Origin of the sequence: Rhizobium sp. G21 (assembly GCF_014158035.1) — a bacterium.
Lineage (GTDB): Bacteria > Pseudomonadota > Alphaproteobacteria > Rhizobiales > Rhizobiaceae > Rhizobium_E.
In genome coordinates, this window is the sequence record NZ_JACFXW010000001.1 from 504821 (window position 1) to 524403 (window position 19583).

Genomic DNA, 19583 nt, shown 5'->3' on the forward strand with positions numbered 1-19583 from the left:
CAAAACGCCGGCCCGAAATCTCGGGCCGGCGTTCTGTTTCCCCGCTTTTTTGACGCGACTTACGCCGCGAGTGCGGATTCGGGAGCATGCAGCTCGTAGCCGAGCGCTTCGGCGACGGCGGCGTTGGTGATCTTGCCCTTGTGGACGTTGAGGCCGTTGCGCAGATGCTTGTCGGCGAGGATGGCGGCGACGCCCTTGTCGGCGAGCGCCAGGCCATGGCCGATCGTGGCGTTGTTCAGCGCATGCGCCGACGTCACCGGCACGGCGCCGGGCATATTGGCGACGCAGTAATGGATGATGCCGTCGACTTCATAGGTCGGGTCGGAATGGGTGGTGGCGTGCGACGTCTCGAAGCAGCCGCCCTGGTCGATGGCGACGTCGACGATGACGGCGCCCTTCTTCATGCCGCCGAGCATCTTGCGGGTGACGAGCTTCGGAGCTGCAGCACCCGGGATCAGCACCGCGCCGATCACCAGATCCGCCTGGAAGACTTCGCTTTCCAGCGCGTCGATCGAGGAGAAGCGGGTGTGGACATGGCCGTTGAAGATATCGTCGAGCTGGCGCAGACGCGGCAGCGAGCGGTCGAGAATGGTCACATCGGCGCCGAGGCCGACCGCCATGCGGGCGGCATGCAGGCCGACGACGCCGCCGCCGATCACCACGACCTTGCCCGGCAGCACGCCCGGCACGCCGCCGAGCAGCACGCCGCGGCCGCCATTGGCCTTCTGCAGCGAGAAGGCGCCGGCCTGGATCGACAGGCGACCGGCCACTTCCGACATCGGCGCGAGCAGCGGCAGGCCGCCGCGCTCGTCGGTGACGGTTTCATAGGCGACAGCGGTGACGCCGGAGGCGATGAGGCCCTTGGTCTGTTCCGGATCCGGAGCCAGGTGCAGATAGGTATAGAGGATCTGGCCTTCACGGAGCTGCGCCCACTCCGACGGCTGCGGCTCCTTCACCTTCACGATCATGTCGGAATTGGCGAAGACGTCGGCAGCCGTGGCGGCGATCTTGGCGCCGGCGGCCTGATAATCCGCGTCGCTTGCGCCGATGCCCGCGCCGGCATTGGTTTCCACCAGCACGCTATGGCCATGCGCGACATATTCGCGGACCGAAGCCGGCGTGAGGCCGACGCGATATTCGTGATTCTTGATTTCCTTGGGGCAGCCGACGCGCATGTGTAGTTCCCTTATTGCTTGAAGCGTGGAGCGGTTTTCGAATGCGCGAGATTTGACAGGATCATCCGGGAAATGTCCTTGCAAAATGGCGGCCCGCCGATCAATTCTGTCGAAGAATATTCTGTTCAACAGATCATTTTTCGAAGGAATCTCCGATGGAGAAACTCGACGGCACCGATCATTCGATTTTGCGGGTGCTAGAGCGCAATGGACGAATCTCCAACGCCGAACTCGCCGAGCGCGTCGGCCTCTCCCCTCCGCCTGTTCGCGGCGTCTGGACATCCTGGAAAAGTCGGGGGTGATCAGCGGCTATTACGCCCAGGTGTCGCATAAGGCGCTGGACTACAAGATGATGGTGATCGTCCACATCTCGCTGTCCGGCCAGTTCGCCAAAACGCTCAGCGAATTCGAGGCGGCGGTCAAACTCTGCCCGAATGTGCTGGTCTGTTATCTGATGTCGGGAGAATACGACTACATCCTGCGCGTCGCCTGCAAGGATCTGGAGGACTACGAACGCGTCCACCGTGACTGGCTCTCGGCGCTGCCGCATGTGGTGAAGATCAATTCGAGCTTTGCGCTCCGGGAGATTATCGATCGGCCGAATGTGGGGATATGAGGTGATGGAGGATGGGCTTACCCCTCTGTCCTGCCGGACATCTCCCCACAAGGGGGGGAGAGGACTCTCGGCGCCCAAATGCCTCCATTGGGGCGCCGGCGGAGCGGCAAATTAAGCCCCTCCCCTTGTGGGAAGGGGTTTGGGGCGGGGTCATCATCCAGCGCCGCTGAGCGACTCAGTTCACCCGCCGCCAGCTATACCCGCCCTCTTTATCCGCGGGCCTTGCCGTCGGCTGATAATGATTGCGAATCCCCGGCAACCGCCCTTCCGACAGCCGCTGAATCGCCGTCGCATTGGTCACCGCAAAGCTCGTGACCCCACAGCGCAGCATCAGCGGCAGTGGATCGATCAGCACGTCGCCGACCGCGCGGATCTCGCCTTCATAGCCGAGCCGGCGCAGCAGCGACGCATGGCTGAAGCCGCGGCCGTCGCTATAGGCCGGGAAAGACACGGCGATCAGCGCGATCCTGTCGAAATGCGGCGCGAGCGCCTTCACATCGTCCGCCGGCGCGATCAGCACGCCGAGACCGGTTTCGCCCGCTTCGGCCTTTTCGAGAAAATCCGCCAGCGGCAGGATCGGTTTTTCATTCGAGCCGGCCTTGGTTTCCTCGGTCTCGATCACCCAGGGATCGTCGCTGACAAAGCCGTTTTCGTTCCAGATCTTGGTCATCGGACTCTCCTCAGGCGGCTTCGGCGCTGGCGCCGTAAAGCGCGGTCTTGAAGGGCTGCGGGCCGACGCGGCGATAGGCGTCGATGAAGGTCTCCTCCTTCGACAGGCGCAGGCCGAGATAGGTGTTGACCACCACTTCGATCGCGTCCGTCACCTTCTCCGGCTCGAAACCGCGGCCGATGATTTCGCCGATCGAGGTGTTCTCGTCGGCGGAGCCGCCCAGCGTGATCTGGTAGAGTTCGGCGCCCTTCTTTTCCACGCCCAGCAGGCCGATATGGCCGACATGGTGGTGGCCGCAGGCATTGATGCAGCCGGAAATCTTGATCTTGAGTTCGCCGATCTCCGCCTGGCGCTCGGGCGAGCCGAAACGCGTCGAGATTTCCTGGGCAACGGGGATAGAGCGGGCATTGGCGAGCGCGCAATAATCCAGTCCCGGACAGGCGATGATGTCGGTGATCAGATTGCTGTTGGCGGTGGCGAGACCCGCGCCTGAAAGCGCGCGATAAAGCGGCTCGAGATCGGCCAGCGCCACATGCGGGAAGATGATGTTCTGCTCATGGCTGATGCGGATCTCGTCGAAGGCGTATTCTTCGGCGAGATCGGCGACCAGGTCCATCTGCGCGTCGGTGGCGTCGCCCGGAATGCCGCCGATCGGCTTCAGCGAGATCGTCACCATGCCGTAATCGGGGTTCTTGTGCGGCTGAACGTTCTGGTCCACCCAGCGAGCGAAATCGGCGTCCGCCTTCTTCCAGGCGGCGAGATTGGCCCAACCTTCGGCGCGGGCCGGGAGGTCCGGCAGCTTGAAATAGGTGTTGATCGCCGCGACATCGGCCTCGGGCAGCTTCAGCTCGGAGTTCTTCAGCTCGTTAAACTCAGCCTCGATCTCCGCCGAGAGCTTCTCGACGCCGGTCTCATGCACGAGGATCTTGATGCGCGCCTTGTACTTGTTGTCGCGGCGACCATAGAGATTGTACACGCGCAGGATCGCGGTAGTGTAGGACAACAGATCCTCTTCCGGCAGGAAGTCGCGGATCTTCTTGGCCACCATCGGTGTGCGGCCCTGGCCGCCGCCGACATAGACGTCGAAACCAATCTCGCCTCTGTCGTTCTTCCGCATATGCAGGCCGATGTCGTGCACTTGAATGGCGGCGCGGTCGCGCTCGGCTCCGGTCACGGCGATCTTGAACTTGCGCGGCAGGAAGGAGAATTCCGGATGCACCGACGACCACTGGCGCAGGATTTCCGCATAAGGACGGGGATCGACGGCCTCGTCGGCGGCGGCGCCGGCGAAATGGTCGGCGGTCACATTGCGGATGCAGTTGCCCGAGGTCTGGATGGCGTGCATTTCGACGCTTGCGAGATCCGCGAGAATGTCGGGACAATCCTCCAGCTTCGGCCAGTTATACTGGATGTTCTGCCGCGTGGTGAAATGGCCGTAGCCGCGGTCATATTTGCGCGCGATATGGGCGAGCATCCGCATCTGCTTGGAATTCAGCGTGCCATAGGGAATGGCCACGCGCAGCATATAGGCGTGCAGCTGCAGATAGACGCCATTCATCAGGCGCAGCGGCTTGAATGCGTCCTCGGCGAGCTGGCCGGAAAGGCGGCGCTCCACCTGATCGCGGAACTGCGCGACGCGATCGGCCACGAAGGCGTGATCGAATTCATCGTAACGATACATGCTGATATCCCTAAGCTCGGAAGGCCGTTCAGGCGGCGTAGTCGATGGTCGGGCCTTCGGCCCGGATGCGTTCGCGCAGGCGCAGCGGACGAATGGCCCCATCGACTTCTTCGATGTCGATCAGGTTGACGTCCACCACCAAATTGGCCGCGAAAGCCTGCTTGCCGATGGCCTCGAGCCGGGCGGCGGTCTCCTTGTCGCGGGCGATCTCGGCGCGCTCTATCGTCAGGCTCCACTGACCGTCGACATCATACCAGACGACGACGCCGTCGGTCAGGCGGTTGGCGGTCAAAATCTGCAAACTCATCTCATGCTCCCACACGTTCGGCCAGATGCCGCTCTCTGGAAAGGAGCGGCGTCGAATTGTCAAGATTGGCGCCGGCCACGGCGTCGCCGATGATCACCATCACCGGTCCCGTCAGATCGTCGCGGCTGTCGAGCGACGGCAGGTCGGCCAGCACGCCATGCATCAGGCGCCGGTCGCGGCGGCTGGCGTTTTCGATCACCGCAACGGTCGTCTCTGCGGGAATGCCGGCGACCATCAGCCGTTCGGCGACGGAAGCCGCCACGCTGCGGCCCATATAGACGGCGATCGTCGCGCCCGAAACCGCGAGCCGCGCCCAATCGGGCAGCACGTCGCCGGCGAGATCATGGCCAGTGGTGAAAATCAGCGAGGAGGCGACGCCGCGCAGCGTCAGCGGCAGTTCGAAATCGGCGGCGGCGGCGAAGGCCGAGGTGATGCCCGGCACGATCTCGTAGGACACGCCCGCTTCTCTCAAAGCCGCCATTTCCTCGCCCGCACGGCCATAGACCAGCGGATCGCCGGATTTCAGCCGCACCACGCGCTTGCCCGCACGACCCAATTCGACCAGCAGGTCGTTGATCTCTTTCTGGGATTTCGAATGACAGCCCTTGCGCTTGCCCACGGAAATGCGCTCGGCGTCGCGCCGGCCCATATCGACGACGGCCTGCGGCACCAGCGCGTCATAGACCAGAACATCGGCTTCCATCATCACCCGCTGGGCCCGCAGCGTCAGCAGATCTTCGGCGCCAGGGCCCGCGCCCACCAGCCAGACATGGCCGCCGATGCCGTCGATGCTTTTCAGCAGACGCTTGGCTTCGCGCTTCGCCTGTGAGACTTCGCCATTCTGCATGGCGTCGGCGACATCGCCGGAGAAGAACCGCTTCCAGAACATCCGCCGCGGCGAACCCTTGGGCAGCACATGCTCGACGACACCGCGATAGACCATGGCGAGCCGCGCCAACCGCCCGAGTGATGGCGACAGCATCTGATCGACCTGGGCGCGGATCATCTGGCCGAGCACGGGGCCTGCGCCCTCCGTGCCGATCGCCACCGCCACAGGCGCGCGGTTGACGAGCGCCGGCGTATAGAAATCGCATTGATCCGGCTGGTCCACGGCGTTCGCCGGGATCTTCAGCGCCCGCGCCGCCGCCACGATGGCCCGATCCTCGGCCGCATCGCCTGTCGCCCCGAACACCAGCGTCGCGCCTTCGATCAGCGACGGCTCGAAAGCCTGGGCGACATGCCGGACGCCGTTGGCGCGGACGAGCTCCATAAGCTCGGCCTCGGGCGCATCCGCAATCAGCGTGATCTTCGCGCGCGTATTCAGCAGCAGGCGCACTTTCGCCAGCGTCTCGTCGCCATTGCCGACAACGGCCACGTCGCGATCCTCTACGCGGAAGAACGCCGGAAACACCCCGAGCTGATCGTCGCGATCCTTCATCTGCCCACCCTTCTCAAGAGCCTGCACTATCCTTCGCAAACCGGCAAAAGAAAAGGAACATAAATCCCGTGAGGGCCAATCGGCCACATTCTTTTCCTCGCATTTCCAACAGGCTGAGCATTTCCGTTCACGCGGCTGAACCCAGCCGGTTGCAAACCGGCAAAACCGGCCTATCCTGAGGGGAAAGGATGAAGGCCATGGACACTCCGGAAGCAAAGCCCGCAGAGGCGGAAGAAAGCTACGACGCCTGGTTCCGCCGCAAGGTGCAGGAGGCGCTCGACATCGCCGAAAGCCCGGATGCGGTGTGGATCCCTCATGAGGAGGTCGAGAGGGATTGGGCGGCCCAGCGGGCGGAAATTCTGTCCTTAATGCAGCCGAAGCGGGCAAAATGAAACTGATCTGGCTCGCGCAAGCCCGTCGTGAGCGCCAGAACCAGATGACCTATCTTGCCCATCGAAATCCTCAGGCTGCGGCTGACGTCGGCGACCGCCTGATGCGCGCAGTGCGAATGCTCACCCTCTTTCCCGAAAGCGGACGGATAGGACGGCTGCGCCACACCCGAGAACTCGTCGTCCCACAAACGCCGTTCATCGTCATCTACCGGCTGTCGCCGTCCGGTGACGAGATCCACATCCTTCGCCTGCTCCACTCTGCCCAGAAATGGCCCCCGGAATAATCTGTTCGTGAGGCCTCCGGGCAACTTCCCTTTGCGTCTGCGAACCGCTAAAGTTCCCGGGAAACCTTCTGGAGCGCTTCATGTTCGGCTACGATCCCACCGCCCTCGCCTCTCGCCTGCTGTCCGTGATGGAAAACGACATCATTCCGCTAACGCGACGTGGTGTGGAGGCTGGCAACAAGGTGTTTGGCGCGGCGCTTCTGCGCAAGTCCGACCTGTCGCTGGTGCTGGCCGAGACCAACAACGAGACGGAAAACCCGCTCTGGCACGGCGAAGTCCACACACTGAAGCGCTTCTATGAAATGGCGGAGCGGCCAAACACGAAGGACCTGATCTTCCTCTCCACCCATGAGCCCTGCAGCATGTGCATGTCGGCGATCACCTGGGCGGGCTTTGACAATTTCACCTATTTCTTCAGCTATGAAGACAGCCGCGACGCCTTCGCCATTCCCCATGATTTGAAGATCCTCAAGGAGGTGTTCGGGCTGGAGCCGGGCGGATATCGCAAGTCCAACGCCTTCTGGAATTGCTTCTCCCTGCCCGAAATGGCGGCTGCCGAAGAAAACCCCGACGAGAAGGCTGGCTTCTTCGCCCGCATCGACGCGATCAAGGCGAGCTATGCCGAACTCTCCGACATCTATCAGGCCTCCAAGGCCGACAACGACATCCCGCTGAACTGACATGACCCCGTCCAAGGATATCGACCGCCTGCTGGAGATCATGGCGGCGCTCAGAACCCCGGTCACCGGCTGCCCCTGGGATCTCGAACAGGATTTCGACAGCATCAAGCCTTACACGCTGGAAGAGGCCTATGAGGTCGCCGACGCCATCGAGCGCAAGGATCTCGATGATCTGCGCGATGAACTCGGCGATCTCCTGCTGCAGGTCGTCTTTCACGCCCGCATGGCCGAGGAGCTCGGCGAATTTTCCTTCGGCGACGTGGTCGAGGCCATCACCTCCAAGATGATCCGCCGCCACCCGCATGTCTTCGCCGTCTCCGAGGCCGACAATCCCCAGAAGGTCAAGAAACAGTGGGACGAGATCAAGGCTGAGGAAAAGCGCGAAAAAGCGGCCCGCCGCGCCCGCCGCGGCATCGTCGAGGATTTCAAGGCCGGGCTGCTCGGCCAAGTCGACCGCGCCCAGCCTGCTCTCACCGAAGCCTTGAAACTGCAGAAACAGGCGGCGAAGGTCGGCTTCGACTGGTCCGACGCCGAGCCGATCCTCGACAAGATCGAGGAGGAGATCGGCGAGTTACGCGAGGCGATCAAGGCGGGCCGGCGCGACAGGATCGCCGATGAACTCGGCGACCTGATCTTCGCCGTCGTCAATATCGGCCGCCATGTCGACACCGATCCGGAAATGGCGTTGCGCGGCACCAACACGAAATTCCGCCGCCGCTTCCGCCATATCGAAACCAGCCTGGAGCAGGCCGCCGAAAGCCTGGAGGACGCGAGCCTCGAGCGGATGGAAGAGCTCTGGGTCGAGGCGAAACGCCAGGAAAAAGCCGGGGACTGATCAGGCGGTTCGCGGCACGCCGTCGACCTGGTTGCGGCCGTTGGCCTTGGCCCGATACAGGCCCTGGTCGGCGGTGTCGATGAGCGAGCGCAACGAGTCCCCGCCCGCAGGCGCCGAGGCGACGCCGATGCTGATGGATACGGGCGCTCCTCCCGCAGTGACCTGCGCCTCGACGCGCTGCCGGAGGCGCTCTGCCGCATTGAGAGCGGCGTCTTCGCCGATACCCGGCATGAGGATCAGGAACTCTTCGCCGCCGAAGCGGAAAAGCTGGTCGACATCGTTGCGCAATCCGGATTTCAAGGCTTGCGCAATCGCCTTCAGCACCGCGTCGCCCTCGAGATGACCCAGGCGGTCATTGATCAGTTTGAAATGATCGACGTCGGCGATCAGCAGCGAGAGGTCCGCCGACATGTGCAGATGGCGCTGAATGAGAGACGGGCCGACTTCCTCGAGTCGCCCACGGTTCATCACCCCGGTCAGTGTATCCACGCCGCTTCGAGCCAGCAGCGCATCGTAGCGCTCCCGATAGGTGAGATCGGCGAAGACATCGGACGGAAAGCGTTTCTCCGTGGCGACCCCACTGGCGAAAAACCGGAAATACACCGCTGCCAACACCGCATAAACACTTGCGAAAAAGCACTTGCCGAACAGGGTGGCCCAGAAGACGGACGCCGGCGCGTCGTAAAGGATGTGGAGCGCCGCATAAAATCCAATCTGGTCGAACGCGAGCGCGAGCACGCTGGCGACCCACAGCCGGGGCGCGGGCGAACGCCCCATCCAGCGACCGAGCGCCTCGTAGAGAAGGATGACGCCCACGGCCTCGATATAGAGCAGCGCCGTGCCCCACACCATCAGGACGCCCATCTGATCGAGAAAGTCATTGTCCGGCATCGCGCCCGGCGCAAGGCCGTGCCCGGGATGGAGGCGCAGGATGAAGGCGAACAGCAGACAGATGAAATTGCCGCCGAGCAATCCGTAGATGAGCTGCCTGACGGTCGCGGCGTCCTCGCGGACATAGATCATCAGAATCATCGCCAGCTTGCCGCTGTAAAACAGGATGGAGCCCGGCGAGGCCATGCCGAACGGCGTCGTCACGTAAAATCGGGCGGCGAGATAGGTCTCCAGAAAGTGCGCGACGCCGAGCACGGTCATCAGCACCCCTATCCCCAATCTCGCTCTCCAATGAAGGAGGCAGACAAGCAGCCCGAAATAGAGGCATGCCTCGAAAACCAGGATAAGCAGGTTCAGGACGTCCATGAAAATGGCCTACGAATGCATGTTGTCTCGCCGCAGCGATCCAAAAGAATCAGTCAATTGCCGGCAGTATCGATGCGCCGCAAAATAATTTAAATGTGAAACAGTCAAATTTTAGTAATTTTCGTCGTCGAGGCGCTTCTGGAACAGCCCCAGCTGCCGATCGAGCAACGCGGCCTCGTTTTCAGACAGCCGAACATCGAGGCTGACCGTGCCGTCCTCATTGTCTTCGCGACCATCGACGATGGCGTTCTGATAGAGCCAGGGCAGGAGAGACAATTTGTCGACCGGCAGCACAACGGTGACTTCGGTCAGCACGCCGGAAAGGCGCTCGGAAATCATCGCCAGCAGGGCGTCCACACCCTCGCCGGTGACGGCCGATACGGCGTGGACATTCCGCGTGCTGTCGGCCTTGGATCTCAAAGCGTCATGGGTCTCGGGATCGAGCCTGTCGATCTTGTTCCAGACCTCGATGATACGCTTTTCCTGTTCGCTTTCCTCGATGCCGAGATCGGTCAGGATCCGCAAAACATCGGTCGCCTGCGCGCCGTTGTCGGGGTCGGACATGTCGCGCACATGCAGGATGAGATCGGCTTCGAGCACTTCCTCGAGCGTCGCCCGGAACGCCGCCACCAAATGGGTCGGCAGATCGGATATGAAGCCGACGGTGTCGGACATGATGATCATGCGTCCCTGCGGCAAACGAATGCGCCGAAGCGTCGGATCGAGGGTCGCGAACAGCATATCCTCGGCCAGCACGCCCGCGCCGGTCAACCGGTTGAACAGTGTCGATTTGCCTGCATTGGTGTAGCCTGCCAGCGCCACGATCGGATGCGGAACCTTCTTGCGCTTGGCGCGGTGCAATTGCCGCGTCCGGCGAACCTGCTCCAGTTCGCGCTCCAGCTTGACGATCTTGTCCTGCAGGATCCGGCGGTCGGCTTCGATCTGGGTTTCGCCGGGACCGCCGAGAAAGCCCGCGCCGCCGCGCTGGCGTTCGAGATGGGTCCAGCTGCGCACCAGCCGGCCCTTCTGATAGTTGAGATGGGCGAGTTCGACCTGCAGCGAGCCTTCCTTGGTGGAGGCGCGGCGGCCGAAGATTTCCAGAATGAGCCCTGTGCGGTCGATGACCTTGGCGTTCCATTCCTTTTCGAGATTGCGCTGCTGCACGGGCGTCAGCGGATGATCGACGATCACCAAGCCCGCATTGCCATCATCCAGAAGCGTTCCGATTTCCTCGATCTTGCCGGAGCCGATCAGCGTCGCCGGCCGGGGCTGCGACACGGTGACCACCGCCGAGCCGGCGATGGTCAGATCGATCGCGCGGGCGAGGCCCATCGCTTCTTCGAGACGACCCTCGCCGGTGCGCACGATCGCGCCGTCGCGCTCCGTGGATTTCAGCACCGGGACCACCACGACGCATCGCATCTGGTCGCGGCGCTTTTCCAGCTCCGGCCCCAGGGATTCGTGATTCACTTCGCGCTCGTTGATGTCGGTATCTCCGGAAATTCTGTCTGAAACGACAAGAAGGAGCGCAGGTTCCAACCAGGCTCCTTGTCGCGGATAATGCGGCCTTCGTCAGCCGGCGTGTTCTTCGCCTTCGAACATCTGCACGGGAGAGCCCGGCATGATCGTCGAGATCGCATGCTTGTAGACGAGCTGGGAATGACCGTCACGACGCAGCAACACACAGAAATTGTCGAAAGACGTCACCACACCCGTCAGCTTGACGCCATTGATCAAAAAGATTGTCAGGGAAATTTTCTGCTTGCGGACCGTATTGAGAAACAAATCCTGCAGATTTTGAGAACGTTCAGCCATTGCGCCCGCCGTTTCTTCGGTTTTTGCCGGCGACTTCGCCGGAATTATTGTTCATGCCTCCCGGCGGGACTCCCATCGCCCCAACCTTGCATAGACAGCTATCAAATCGATGTCTTTTCCGCAATGTCGAAAAAAGCTTCGCGAATTTTTTGCGACATCGAGCCTGGATGACCGTTGCCGACGGTCTGCCCGTCGATTTCCACGATCGGAAAACAGATGCTCGTCGCCGCCGTGATGAACACTTCGCGTGAGGCCTTCATCTCTTCGGCGCTGAATTTGCGCTCGCGGATTTCGATGCCCAGCCGCGCCGCGACATCCTGCAAGGTTGTGCGGGTGATCCCGCGCAAAATGCCTGTTTCCGCCGGTCGGGTGACGAGCGCCCCGTCCGCGTCGACCATCCACACATTGGTGGCCGCGCCCTCGGTCACATTGCCGTCGCGATCGACATAGATCGCTTCCTGGGCGCCATTCTCCTTGGCCGCCTGCCGCGCCATGGCGTTCGGCAACAGGCCGACGCTCTTGATATCGACCCGCTCCCAGCGATTGTCGGCAACGGTGATCGCCTTGAGACCCTTGGCGTTCTTGGCGGCGATGATCTTCGGATCGGTGCTCTTGGCGGTCACGACGATCGAGGGCCGCGTGCCCGCCTTGGGAAACACATGGTCGCGCTTGGCGACGCCGCGGGTCACCTGCAGATAGAACATGCCGTTGGTCACACGGTTCAAACGCGCCACGCGGCGGATCACCTGCGTCAGCGCCGCCCGGCTCATCGGCCAGTCGATGCGCAATTCGCCGAGCGAGCGACCGAGACGATCGAGATGGCGGGTAAGATCCACGATCACGCCATGGCGGATCTCGCAGACCTCATAGACCCCGTCGGCGAACTGGTAGCCGCGGTCCTCCACATGCACCATCGCGTCCGAATGCGGAACATAGGCGCCGTTCACATAGGCAATTCTCGACATGGCTTGTCCTGTGGTCGAAATCAGACGCCGAGCGTCTTCAATTTGCGGTGCAGCGCGGAGCGTTCCATCCCCACGAATTCCGCCGTTCTGGAAATATTGCCGCCGAAACGATTGATCTGGGCGATCAGATAATCGCGCTCGAACATTTCCCGCGCCTCGCGGAGCGGCAGCGTCATGATGTGCTGGTCGCCGGTCGACGAGACCTTCGGCATGGCGTCGAGCACGTCTGCCGGCAACATGTCCGCCGTGACGGGCGTATCCGGTCCGTCGCTGCGGGCGAGAATCAGCAGGCGCTCGATATTGTTGCGCAATTGACGCAGGTTGCCGGGCCAATCATGCGCCTGCAGGATGGCGAGCGCGTCGTCGCCGATCTTGCGCGGACGGATGCCGGCATGTTCGCAGATCTGGCGCATGAAGAGATCGACGAGGAAGGGAATGTCCTCGCGCCGATCCGACAGCGGCGGCACCTTGACCGGCACCACCGACAGACGGTGGTAGAGGTCTTCCCGGAACCGCCCCTGGCCGATCATCTGTTCGAGATCATAGGCCGTCGAGGAGATGATCCGCACATCGACCTTCACGCGCTTGGAGCCGCCGACGCGTTCGAACTGCTGGTCGACGAGAACGCGGAGAATCTTGTTCTGCGTTTCGCGCGGCATTTCGCCGATTTCGTCGAGATAGAGCACGCCCCGATGGGCCTCTTCGAGCGCGCCGGTCTTGCGCGGCTGGCCGGGCGTGCCCTCGGTGCCGAACAGCGCGATCTCCATCTTCTCCGGCGTGATCGCGGCGGCGTTCAACGCCACGAACGGGCCTTCGGCGCGCGAGGATTTACGGTGGATGATGCGCGCCACCAATTCCTTGCCCGAACCCGAGGGGCCCATGATCATGATGCGGCTGTTGGTGGGGGCGATCTTCTCGATATTCTGCCGGAGCTGCGACACCGCCACCGAGGTGCCGATCAGCTCCGCCGTGTCGCCGGACCGCTTCTTGAGGTCGCGCACTTCACGCTTGAGCTTGGAGGTTTCCAGAGCCCGTTCCGCGATGAGAATCAGCCGGTCCGCCTTGAACGGCTTTTCGATGAAGTCATAAGCGCCGCGCCTGATGGCGTTGACGGCCATTTCGATATTGCCGTGGCCGGAGATCATCACCACCGGGATCTCGGGATAGCGAGTCTTGATTTCATCCAGCAGCGCAAGCCCGTCCAGGCGACTGCCCTGCATCCAGACGTCGAGGAAGACGAGCCGGGGGACGCGGTCCGAAATGGCGGCGAGCGCGCTGTCGGCGTCGTGCGCCGTGCGCGTTTCATGTCCCTCGTCCGACAGGATGCCGGAGACGATCTCGCGGATGTCCTGTTCGTCGTCCACAACCAGAATATCAGACGCCATGAGCACTCACCTTCTCGTCGATTTTGCCTGCGGCTTCGTCGGCCAGCGGCAGTATCACCCTGAACATCGCGCCGAAACCGTGATCGAAATCCGGCGGCGCGTCGTGAATTTCCAAATGCCCGCCATGCTCCTCGATGATCTTCTTGACGATGGGCAGGCCGAGGCCGGTGCCCTTGTCGCGCATCGTCATGTAAGGCTCCAGGATGCGATGACGGTTTTCCTGTGGCAGGCCTTTGCCGTTGTCGATGATTTCCACGACGAGACGGTCGCCGCGCGCATCGGGCTTCGCCCGCACCATGATCTTGTATTCCTCTCGCGTCTGCCCCGAGGGAATGGCCTCGATCGCTTCGACCGCGTTCTTGATGAGGTTCGAAAACGCCTGGCCGAGCATGCGCGAATCGAAGGCGCCCGTTAGCGGCGCTTCGCCCCATTCGCGAATGAAGCGGATATGATTGTTGCCCATCTCGCGCAGGAAGACGGCGTCCTTCAGGATGGCCCGCAGATCGCTGGTCTCCTTCGACGGCTTCGGCATGCGCGCGAAAGACGAGAACTCGTCGACCATCCGGCCGATATCCTCGACCTGCCGCACGATCGTGTCGGTGCACTGGTCGAAAACCGCGCGGTCATCCTCGGCGATGTGGCGTCCATAACGACGTTTCAACCGTTCCGCCGACAACTGAATCGGCGTCAGCGGATTCTTGATTTCATGGGCGATGCGCCTGGCGACGTCGGACCAGGCGGTCGAACGCTGCGCGATCATCAGATCGGTGATGTCGTCCATGGTGATGACGTAGGATTCCTTGCCGGCATGCGATTCCTCGCGGGTGATCTGCACATTGAGGTTTCGCTCCTTGCCGCCCTGGATCATGGCGATCTCGCCGCGAAAATCCTTGCGCGACCGGCCGGCGGCTTCCGACAGCAGCCCATCGATTTCCGGCGCCACCTCGCTCAACTGCCGCCCCGGCAGCGTGTCCTGGTCCTGCCCCAGCAGCAATCCCGCGGAAGGATTGGCGATGGTGATGGTGCGGTCTTCTTCCACCCCGATCACCGCGGCGGTCACGCCGGACAGCACCGCTTCGATGAATCGCCGGCGATCGTCGACCTCGTCGCGAGCGACGATCAACTCGTCGCGCTGGCTGCGCAATTCCGAGATCATCTTGTTGAAGGTCCGCGAGAGGGAGCCGACATCGCCGTCGATGGCCCTGACGGGCACGATCACGTTGAGATTGCCGCCGGCCACATTGTCGGCGGCGTTGATCAGAAGGCGAATCGGGCGGACGATCCGGTCGGCGACCGCAATCGCCGCCCAGATGGCGGCGAGCAGCACGACCAGCGCGAAGCCTAGAAAGATCACGCCATAAGCGATCTGCGTCGTAACCTTGCCCTCGTCCATCACACGATATTCGGTGGCGTTGGCCTCCATCAGATTGGCGGCCGAGAGCACGCGCGGGTCGACGGCGCGGATCGTGTAGAGATAAGCGTCGAGCTGGTCCAGATTGATGATCGCGCCGACGAGATTGGTCTTGCCCGGCGGGATCAGCACCGGCTTGCCCGACACCGCCGATTTCATCGCCTCCGCCGGCAAAGCCGGCAGCGGCTTGTCGCTGTCCACCTCGGATTTGGCGATCACCGACCCGTCGCTGTTCATCAGGAAGGACGCCAGCAGCCCCCTTCCCTTGGTCTGGCGGGTCAGCAACTGCTCGAAACCCGAGCGATCCAGCACGAAGAGCTGGCGGTTGCGTTCGAGGTCGTTGCCCATCGACACGGTCTGGCCCAAAAGATAGCTGGCGTTGTCGTTGAGATAGGCCTGCGCCACGTTCATCGCCGAATAGACGATTTCCTTGGTGCGCACGGAAAACCAGCGGTCGAGGCCGACATTCAGGGTCAGCGAGGCGATGACGGCCACGAGGATGGCCGGCGCGATCGCGACGCCGGAAAACAGGGAGACGATGCGGATATGCAGCCTGGCCGCAGCGCGGCGCGGGCGCGGGCCTTAAACAGCCGGTAAAGCTCGTAGCCGACCAGCGTCAGGAGGCCGAGCACGAACAGAACATTGACGACCACCGAGGCGATGACGACTTTCGGTTCCGGCTGGATGGGCGTAACGCCGAGCAGGATGGCCAGCGTGATCAGCGCCGCCAGAAGCGACCCGCCGGCGACGGCCACGCCGGTGGTCGTAGAAATACGGCGCGGATCGATGCCCACCGCCGTCGTCTGGTCCTGGCTCATCGCCATCCGGTCCCCCGTTCGCCTCGACCGGATCTGGTCCGCTCGAATCGTCTTCCCACTCTCGCAATGCGTTGCGTTAAAGCAACGCATTGTGGCGGAAATGCAACGGAAAAATGACGCCGCTTACGCCGATCGTGCGCTGCGATAGACGGTGACGCCGAGCTCGCGGATCTTCTTGCGGAGCGTGTTGCGGTTCAGTCCGAGCAGGTCCGCCGCCTTGATCTGATTGCCGCGCGTGGCGGTCAGCGCCGCGAGAATCAGCGGATATTCCATCTCCGCCAGCACCCGGTCGTAGAGGCCCGGCGGCGGCAGCTGGTCGCCGAATTCGGCGAAGTAAGAGCGCATATTCTCTTCCACCGCTTGCGCGATGGACACGACGCCGGAGGCGGAGCCGGGCTTTTCAGCCGGTCCCGAGGCGATGTCGGGCTTGAGCTCGCTGTCGGCGATCTCGCGGGTGATGACGTCCTGCGGATAGAGCGCCGTGAGACGGCGGACGAAATTTTCGAGCTCGCGCACATTGCCGGGCCAGGGATAGGCCTTCATCACGTCGAGCGCCTCATTGTCGAAGCGCTTGGGCGCCATGCCCTCCTTCTCCGTCAGCTGTACGAAATGGCGCACGAGATCGGCGATGTCCTCCGAACGTTCGCGCAACGGGGGCAATCTGAGCGGCACGACGTTGAGACGATAATAGAGGTCTTCGCGGAACAGGCCCTGATTGATCGCCTGTTTGAGATCCTTGTTGGTGGCGGCGACGATGCGGACATCGGTGCGGATCGGGGTGCGGCCGCCGACTGTGGTGTATTCGCCCTGCTGCAACACGCGCAACAGCCGCGTCTGGGCGTCCATCGGCATGTCGCCGATTTCGTCGAGGAACAGGGTGCCGCCTTCCGCCTGCTCGAAACGGCCGGTCGAGCGCGCCTGCGCGCCGGTGAAGGCGCCCTTCTCATGGCCGAACAGTTCCGACTCGATCAGGTCGCGCGGGATCGCTGCCATGTTGATGGCGACGAAGGGTCCGTTGCGGCGCTTGCCGTAATCGTGCAGCGCCCGGGCCACCAGCTCCTTGCCGGTGCCCGATTCGCCGGTGATCATTAGCGTCAGGTCGGTCTGCATCAGGCGCGCCAGCACCCGATAGATTTCCTGCATCGCCGGCGAACGGCCGACCAGCGGCATGCCGTCCTGGCTGTCGTCGTCGATGCGCTGCGGCTTGCGCTTCGGCTCGGCCAGCGCGCGTCCGACGATGGCGATCAGTTCGGTCAGGTCGAAGGGCTTGGGCAGATAGTCATAGGCGCCCTTCTCCGACGCCTTGATCGCCGTCATGAAGGTGTTTTGCGCGCTCATCACCAGCACCGGAAGATCCGGGCGGATGCGCTTGATGCGCGGCAAGAGATCGAATGCGTTCTCATCCGGCATCACCACGTCGGTGATGACGAGATCGCCGTCGCCCGCCGAAATCCAGCGCCAGAGGGTGGCGGCGTTGGAGGTGATGCGCACATCGTAGCCGGCGCGGCTGAGCGCCTGGTTGAGCACCGTCCTGATCGCGGCGTCGTCGTCGGCGACAAGAATCGTGGCATTGCTCATGTCAGTTTCCCTGCGTCTTGGCGTCCGTCGGTTCGCCCGCGTTTCCGCGCGACGCCGGCAGGAGCACCCTGAATATCGTCTTGTTGTTCTGGCGGTCGCATTCGACGATGCCGCCGTGACCGCCGATGATCTTGGCGACCAGCGCCAGCCCCAGGCCGGAGCCGTTTGTCTTGGTGGTGATGAACGGATCGAAGAGATGCGGCACGAGGTCTTCGGGCACGCCCGGCCCATTGTCGACGACGCAGAATTCCAGCGGCAGCGAGATCTTTTCGCGCGTGCCCGCCACCGACATGCGGATGCCCGGCCGATAGGCGGTGGTCAGCGTGATCTCCGCGTCGGGTCGCTCGCCCACCGCCTCGGTGGCGTTCTTGATCAGGTTGAGGAACACTTGGATCAACTGGTCGCGATTGGCGTGCACCGGCGGCAGCGACGGATCGTAATTCTCGCTGATCTTGACGTTCCGCGCGAAGCCGGCCTTGGCGACCGCCTTCACATGATCAAGAATCGAATGAATGTTGACCGGCGCGCGATCGACCGGACGTTCGTCGGAGAACACTTCCATGCGGTCGACCAGAGAGACGATTCGGTCGGTTTCCTCGCAGATCAACTGGGTAAGCGCCCGGTCCTCGTCGGTCACCGAAGTCTCGAGAAGCTGGGCGGCGCCGCGAATGCCCGACAGCGGATTCTTGATCTCATGCGCCAGCATCGACGCCAGCCCCGTCACAGAGCGCGCGGCGGCTCGATGCGTCAGCTGACGGTCGATCTTGTCGGCCATGGTGCGCTCCTGGAACACGATCACCACGGAGCCGGCCTCGGTCAGAACCGGGGCGACATAGATGTCCACGAGCTTGTCCGAGCCGAGCCGGGGTGAACTCAGGTCGACGCGATATTCGTTGACCGGCGCGCGCCGCTCGCGCACCTGCTCGATGAGCGCCAAAAGCGGACTGCCGAAGGGGATATAGGCGTAGATCGTGTGTCGGGCCAGATAGGAGGCGCTGGCGCCGAAAAAGGCTTCGGCCTCCCAATTGGCGAAGCGGATATAACCGTCCTCATCGACCAGGATCACGGCGTTCTGGATCGCGTTGAGCACCGCCATGGCGATTTCGTTCGCAGGCGTCACGCTCTTTTTTCTTGCCGTCGCCCGTCATCACGCCGCCTCCGGGGTTTGCATGGACCAATCGCCATCGAAGGCGGCGTCCATCAGCGCCGCCGCCTCTTCGGGAGACCGGGAGGTGAGGATTTGCTGGCGCAGCGCCGCCGGCGTGTGCGGCGCGGCGCCGTCGAGATACCAGCCCAGATGCTTGCGCGCATGGCGCAGGCCAGGCTCGCGGCCATAAAAATCGAGCATCATCGCGTAATGCCGCGCGAAGATCGTCTTGATCTCGGCGATGTCGGGCTCGGCGCGCGCGCCGGCCAGCACGCCCGGCAGCCAAGGCCGTCCCTGCGCGCCGCGGCCGATCATCACCGCATCCGCACCGGACGCCGCGAGAATGCCGGCGATGTCTTCGCGCGAGCGGACATCGCCATTGGCGACCAGCGGAATCGAGATAGCCTCGCGGACGCGGGCGATCTTGCCCCAATCGGCGCGACCTTCATAAAACTGCATGCGCGTGCGCCCATGCACGGTGATCATGCGGACGCCGAGCTCCTGGGCTTCCCGCGCCAGTTCCGGCGCATTCAGCGATTGTTCGTCCCAACCGAGCCGCATCTTGACGCTGACCGGAACCTCAACCGCCCCCACCACCGCCTCGATGATGGCGAGCGCCAGAGCCGGCTCGCGCATCAGCGCCGAGCCCGAGAGACCGCCGATCACCTTCTTGGCCGGGCAGCCCATGTTGATGTCGATCATGTCGGCGCCATGCGCCTCGGCGATCCGCGCGCCTTCCGCCATATAATGCGGATCCCGGCCCGCGAGCTGCACGATATGCGGTGAGATGCCGGAATTCTGGAGCCGCGACCAGGATTCGGCGGCGTTCTGCACCAGTTCCCGGCTCGCCACCATTTCCGTCACCACGAAGCCGGCGCCGAATTCATGGGCGAGTTGGCGGAACGGCAAATCGGTGACGCCAGACATCGGCGCCAGCGCAATTCGGTTTCGAAAGGCGACGGGGCCGATCTGAAGAGGCGTGGAGATCACGTCTTTCGTCAAATGATTATCTTTCGGGCATGGCCATTGTTTGCTTGATTTTTAGCCATATTGCGGCAACTTGCCAAGAGAAATCGACTCGCGCCCAAAAATTATGCGCCGGTTGCGCAAGGGGTCTATATGGCGAGCG

16 protein-coding genes and 3 pseudogenes are annotated in these 19583 nt (G+C 62.8%); 5 read left to right on the top strand and 14 right to left on the bottom strand.

The annotated features are described in order from the left end of the window. Positions 1–59 precede the first annotated feature (59 nt). The gene (gene ald / locus H2O14_RS02595) at positions 60–1175 is read right to left on the bottom strand and encodes an alanine dehydrogenase (protein WP_182826404.1); all 1116 of its coding nucleotides are present in this window, start codon (positions 1173–1175) and stop codon (positions 60–62) included. A 155-nt stretch (positions 1176–1330) separates the two neighbouring features. On the opposite strand from ald, the pseudogene H2O14_RS02600 reads away from it, so the two are divergent. Then, a pseudogene (locus H2O14_RS02600) lies at positions 1331–1791 on the top strand (Lrp/AsnC family transcriptional regulator). 175 nt (positions 1792–1966) lie between these two features. On the opposite strand, the gene H2O14_RS02605 reads toward H2O14_RS02600, so the two are convergent. The 4 genes from H2O14_RS02605 to cysG are packed head-to-tail and all read right to left on the bottom strand — an operon-like array spanning position 1967 to position 5887. After that, on the bottom strand, positions 1967–2461 hold the full coding sequence (locus tag H2O14_RS02605; protein ID WP_182826405.1) for a DUF934 domain-containing protein: 495 nt from the start codon (positions 2459–2461) through the stop codon (positions 1967–1969). Between the two features lie 10 nt (positions 2462–2471). Further along, on the bottom strand, positions 2472–4142 hold the full coding sequence (locus H2O14_RS02610; RefSeq protein WP_182826406.1) for a nitrite/sulfite reductase: 1671 nt from the start codon (positions 4140–4142) through the stop codon (positions 2472–2474). Positions 4143–4170: 28 nt separating this feature from the next. Next, a complete protein-coding gene (locus tag H2O14_RS02615; RefSeq protein ID WP_137156154.1) occupies positions 4171–4449 on the bottom strand; it encodes a DUF2849 domain-containing protein in 279 nt (92 codons plus the stop codon). 1 nt (position 4450) lies between these two features. Then, positions 4451–5887, bottom strand: coding sequence for a siroheme synthase CysG (cysG, locus tag H2O14_RS02620; protein ID WP_182826407.1), 1437 nt, complete (start codon positions 5885–5887; stop codon positions 4451–4453). 197 nt (positions 5888–6084) lie between these two features. On the opposite strand from cysG, the gene H2O14_RS02625 reads away from it, so the two are divergent. From H2O14_RS02625 to mazG, 4 genes and pseudogenes are all read left to right on the top strand, one after another. After that, on the top strand, positions 6085–6279 hold the full coding sequence (locus H2O14_RS02625) for a hypothetical protein (RefSeq protein WP_182826408.1): 195 nt from the start codon (positions 6085–6087) through the stop codon (positions 6277–6279). Further along, on the top strand, positions 6276–6563 hold the full coding sequence (locus H2O14_RS02630; RefSeq protein ID WP_182826409.1) for a type II toxin-antitoxin system RelE/ParE family toxin: 288 nt from the start codon (positions 6276–6278) through the stop codon (positions 6561–6563). Before H2O14_RS02625 ends, H2O14_RS02630 begins: the two co-directional genes overlap by 4 nt. 80 nt (positions 6564–6643) lie before the next feature. Continuing rightward, a pseudogene (locus tag H2O14_RS02635) lies at positions 6644–7097 on the top strand (deaminase); the annotation flags it as partial. A 147-nt stretch (positions 7098–7244) separates the two neighbouring features. Further along, on the top strand, positions 7245–8078 hold the full coding sequence (gene mazG, locus H2O14_RS02640) for a nucleoside triphosphate pyrophosphohydrolase (RefSeq protein WP_182826411.1): 834 nt from the start codon (positions 7245–7247) through the stop codon (positions 8076–8078). On the opposite strand, the gene H2O14_RS02645 is transcribed toward mazG, so the two are convergent. The 9 genes and pseudogenes from H2O14_RS02645 to dusB all read right to left on the bottom strand — a co-directional run bounded on the left by H2O14_RS02645 (position 8079) and on the right by dusB (position 19456). After that, positions 8079–9335, bottom strand: coding sequence for a diguanylate cyclase (locus tag H2O14_RS02645; protein ID WP_182826412.1), 1257 nt, complete (start codon positions 9333–9335; stop codon positions 8079–8081). A gap of 111 nt (positions 9336–9446) precedes the next feature. Then, positions 9447–10757 carry a GTPase HflX gene (gene hflX / locus H2O14_RS02650; protein ID WP_182829250.1) on the bottom strand — a complete coding sequence of 437 codons (1311 nt, stop codon included), beginning with the start codon at positions 10755–10757 and terminating at the stop codon, positions 9447–9449. Positions 10758–10907: 150 nt separating this feature from the next. Further along, positions 10908–11150, bottom strand: coding sequence for an RNA chaperone Hfq (gene hfq / locus H2O14_RS02655; protein ID WP_137156161.1), 243 nt, complete (start codon positions 11148–11150; stop codon positions 10908–10910). A gap of 101 nt (positions 11151–11251) precedes the next feature. Beyond that, complete coding sequence (locus tag H2O14_RS02660; RefSeq protein ID WP_182826413.1) at positions 11252–12115, bottom strand: D-amino-acid transaminase; 864 nt, start codon at positions 12113–12115, stop codon at positions 11252–11254. 20 nt (positions 12116–12135) lie between these two features. Next, positions 12136–13500, bottom strand: coding sequence for a sigma-54-dependent transcriptional regulator (locus H2O14_RS02665; protein ID WP_182826414.1), 1365 nt, complete (start codon positions 13498–13500; stop codon positions 12136–12138). Next, positions 13490–15729 (bottom strand): annotated as a pseudogene (locus H2O14_RS02670) (ATP-binding protein). The gene H2O14_RS02665 and the pseudogene H2O14_RS02670 overlap by 11 nt, the downstream one beginning before the upstream one ends. Positions 15730–15852: 123 nt before the next feature. Further along, positions 15853–17307 (bottom strand): nitrogen regulation protein NR(I), encoded by a 1455-nt coding sequence (gene ntrC, locus H2O14_RS02675; protein ID WP_182826415.1) that lies wholly within the window; start codon positions 17305–17307, stop codon positions 15853–15855. 1 nt (position 17308) lies between these two features. Beyond that, entirely contained in the window at positions 17309–18403 is a 1095-nt protein-coding gene (locus H2O14_RS02680) for a nitrogen regulation protein NR(II) (RefSeq protein ID WP_182829251.1), read from the bottom strand. A gap of 51 nt (positions 18404–18454) precedes the next feature. Next, on the bottom strand, positions 18455–19456 hold the full coding sequence (gene dusB / locus H2O14_RS02685) for a tRNA dihydrouridine synthase DusB (RefSeq protein ID WP_182826416.1): 1002 nt from the start codon (positions 19454–19456) through the stop codon (positions 18455–18457). Between the last annotated feature and the right edge of the window lie 127 nt (positions 19457–19583).

What these genes read in the sequence shown, in the direction of transcription:
- H2O14_RS02660 (WP_182826413.1), bottom strand. Translation starts at nt 12,115, where the DNA reads ATGTCGAGAATTGCCTATGTGAACGGCGCCTATGTTCCGCATTCGGAC.
- H2O14_RS02610 (WP_182826406.1), bottom strand. Translation starts at nt 4,142, where the DNA reads ATGTATCGTTACGATGAATTCGATCACGCCTTCGTGGCCGATCGCGTC.
- H2O14_RS02680 (WP_182829251.1), bottom strand. Translation starts at nt 18,403, where the DNA reads ATGGCGGTGCTCAACGCGATCCAGAACGCCGTGATCCTGGTCGATGAG.
- ald (WP_182826404.1), bottom strand. Translation starts at nt 1,175, where the DNA reads ATGCGCGTCGGCTGCCCCAAGGAAATCAAGAATCACGAATATCGCGTC.
- H2O14_RS02645 (WP_182826412.1), bottom strand. Translation starts at nt 9,335, where the DNA reads ATGGACGTCCTGAACCTGCTTATCCTGGTTTTCGAGGCATGCCTCTAT.
- H2O14_RS02605 (WP_182826405.1), bottom strand. Translation starts at nt 2,461, where the DNA reads ATGACCAAGATCTGGAACGAAAACGGCTTTGTCAGCGACGATCCCTGG.
- mazG (WP_182826411.1), top strand. Translation starts at nt 7,245, where the DNA reads ATGACCCCGTCCAAGGATATCGACCGCCTGCTGGAGATCATGGCGGCG.
- H2O14_RS02665 (WP_182826414.1), bottom strand. Translation starts at nt 13,500, where the DNA reads ATGGCGTCTGATATTCTGGTTGTGGACGACGAACAGGACATCCGCGAG.
- H2O14_RS02615 (WP_137156154.1), bottom strand. Translation starts at nt 4,449, where the DNA reads ATGAGTTTGCAGATTTTGACCGCCAACCGCCTGACCGACGGCGTCGTC.
- H2O14_RS02630 (WP_182826409.1), top strand. Translation starts at nt 6,276, where the DNA reads ATGAAACTGATCTGGCTCGCGCAAGCCCGTCGTGAGCGCCAGAACCAG.
- hfq (WP_137156161.1), bottom strand. Translation starts at nt 11,150, where the DNA reads ATGGCTGAACGTTCTCAAAATCTGCAGGATTTGTTTCTCAATACGGTC.
- H2O14_RS02625 (WP_182826408.1), top strand. Translation starts at nt 6,085, where the DNA reads ATGGACACTCCGGAAGCAAAGCCCGCAGAGGCGGAAGAAAGCTACGAC.
- ntrC (WP_182826415.1), bottom strand. Translation starts at nt 17,307, where the DNA reads ATGAGCAATGCCACGATTCTTGTCGCCGACGACGACGCCGCGATCAGG.
- hflX (WP_182829250.1), bottom strand. Translation starts at nt 10,757, where the DNA reads ATGCGATGCGTCGTGGTGGTCCCGGTGCTGAAATCCACGGAGCGCGAC.
- cysG (WP_182826407.1), bottom strand. Translation starts at nt 5,887, where the DNA reads ATGAAGGATCGCGACGATCAGCTCGGGGTGTTTCCGGCGTTCTTCCGC.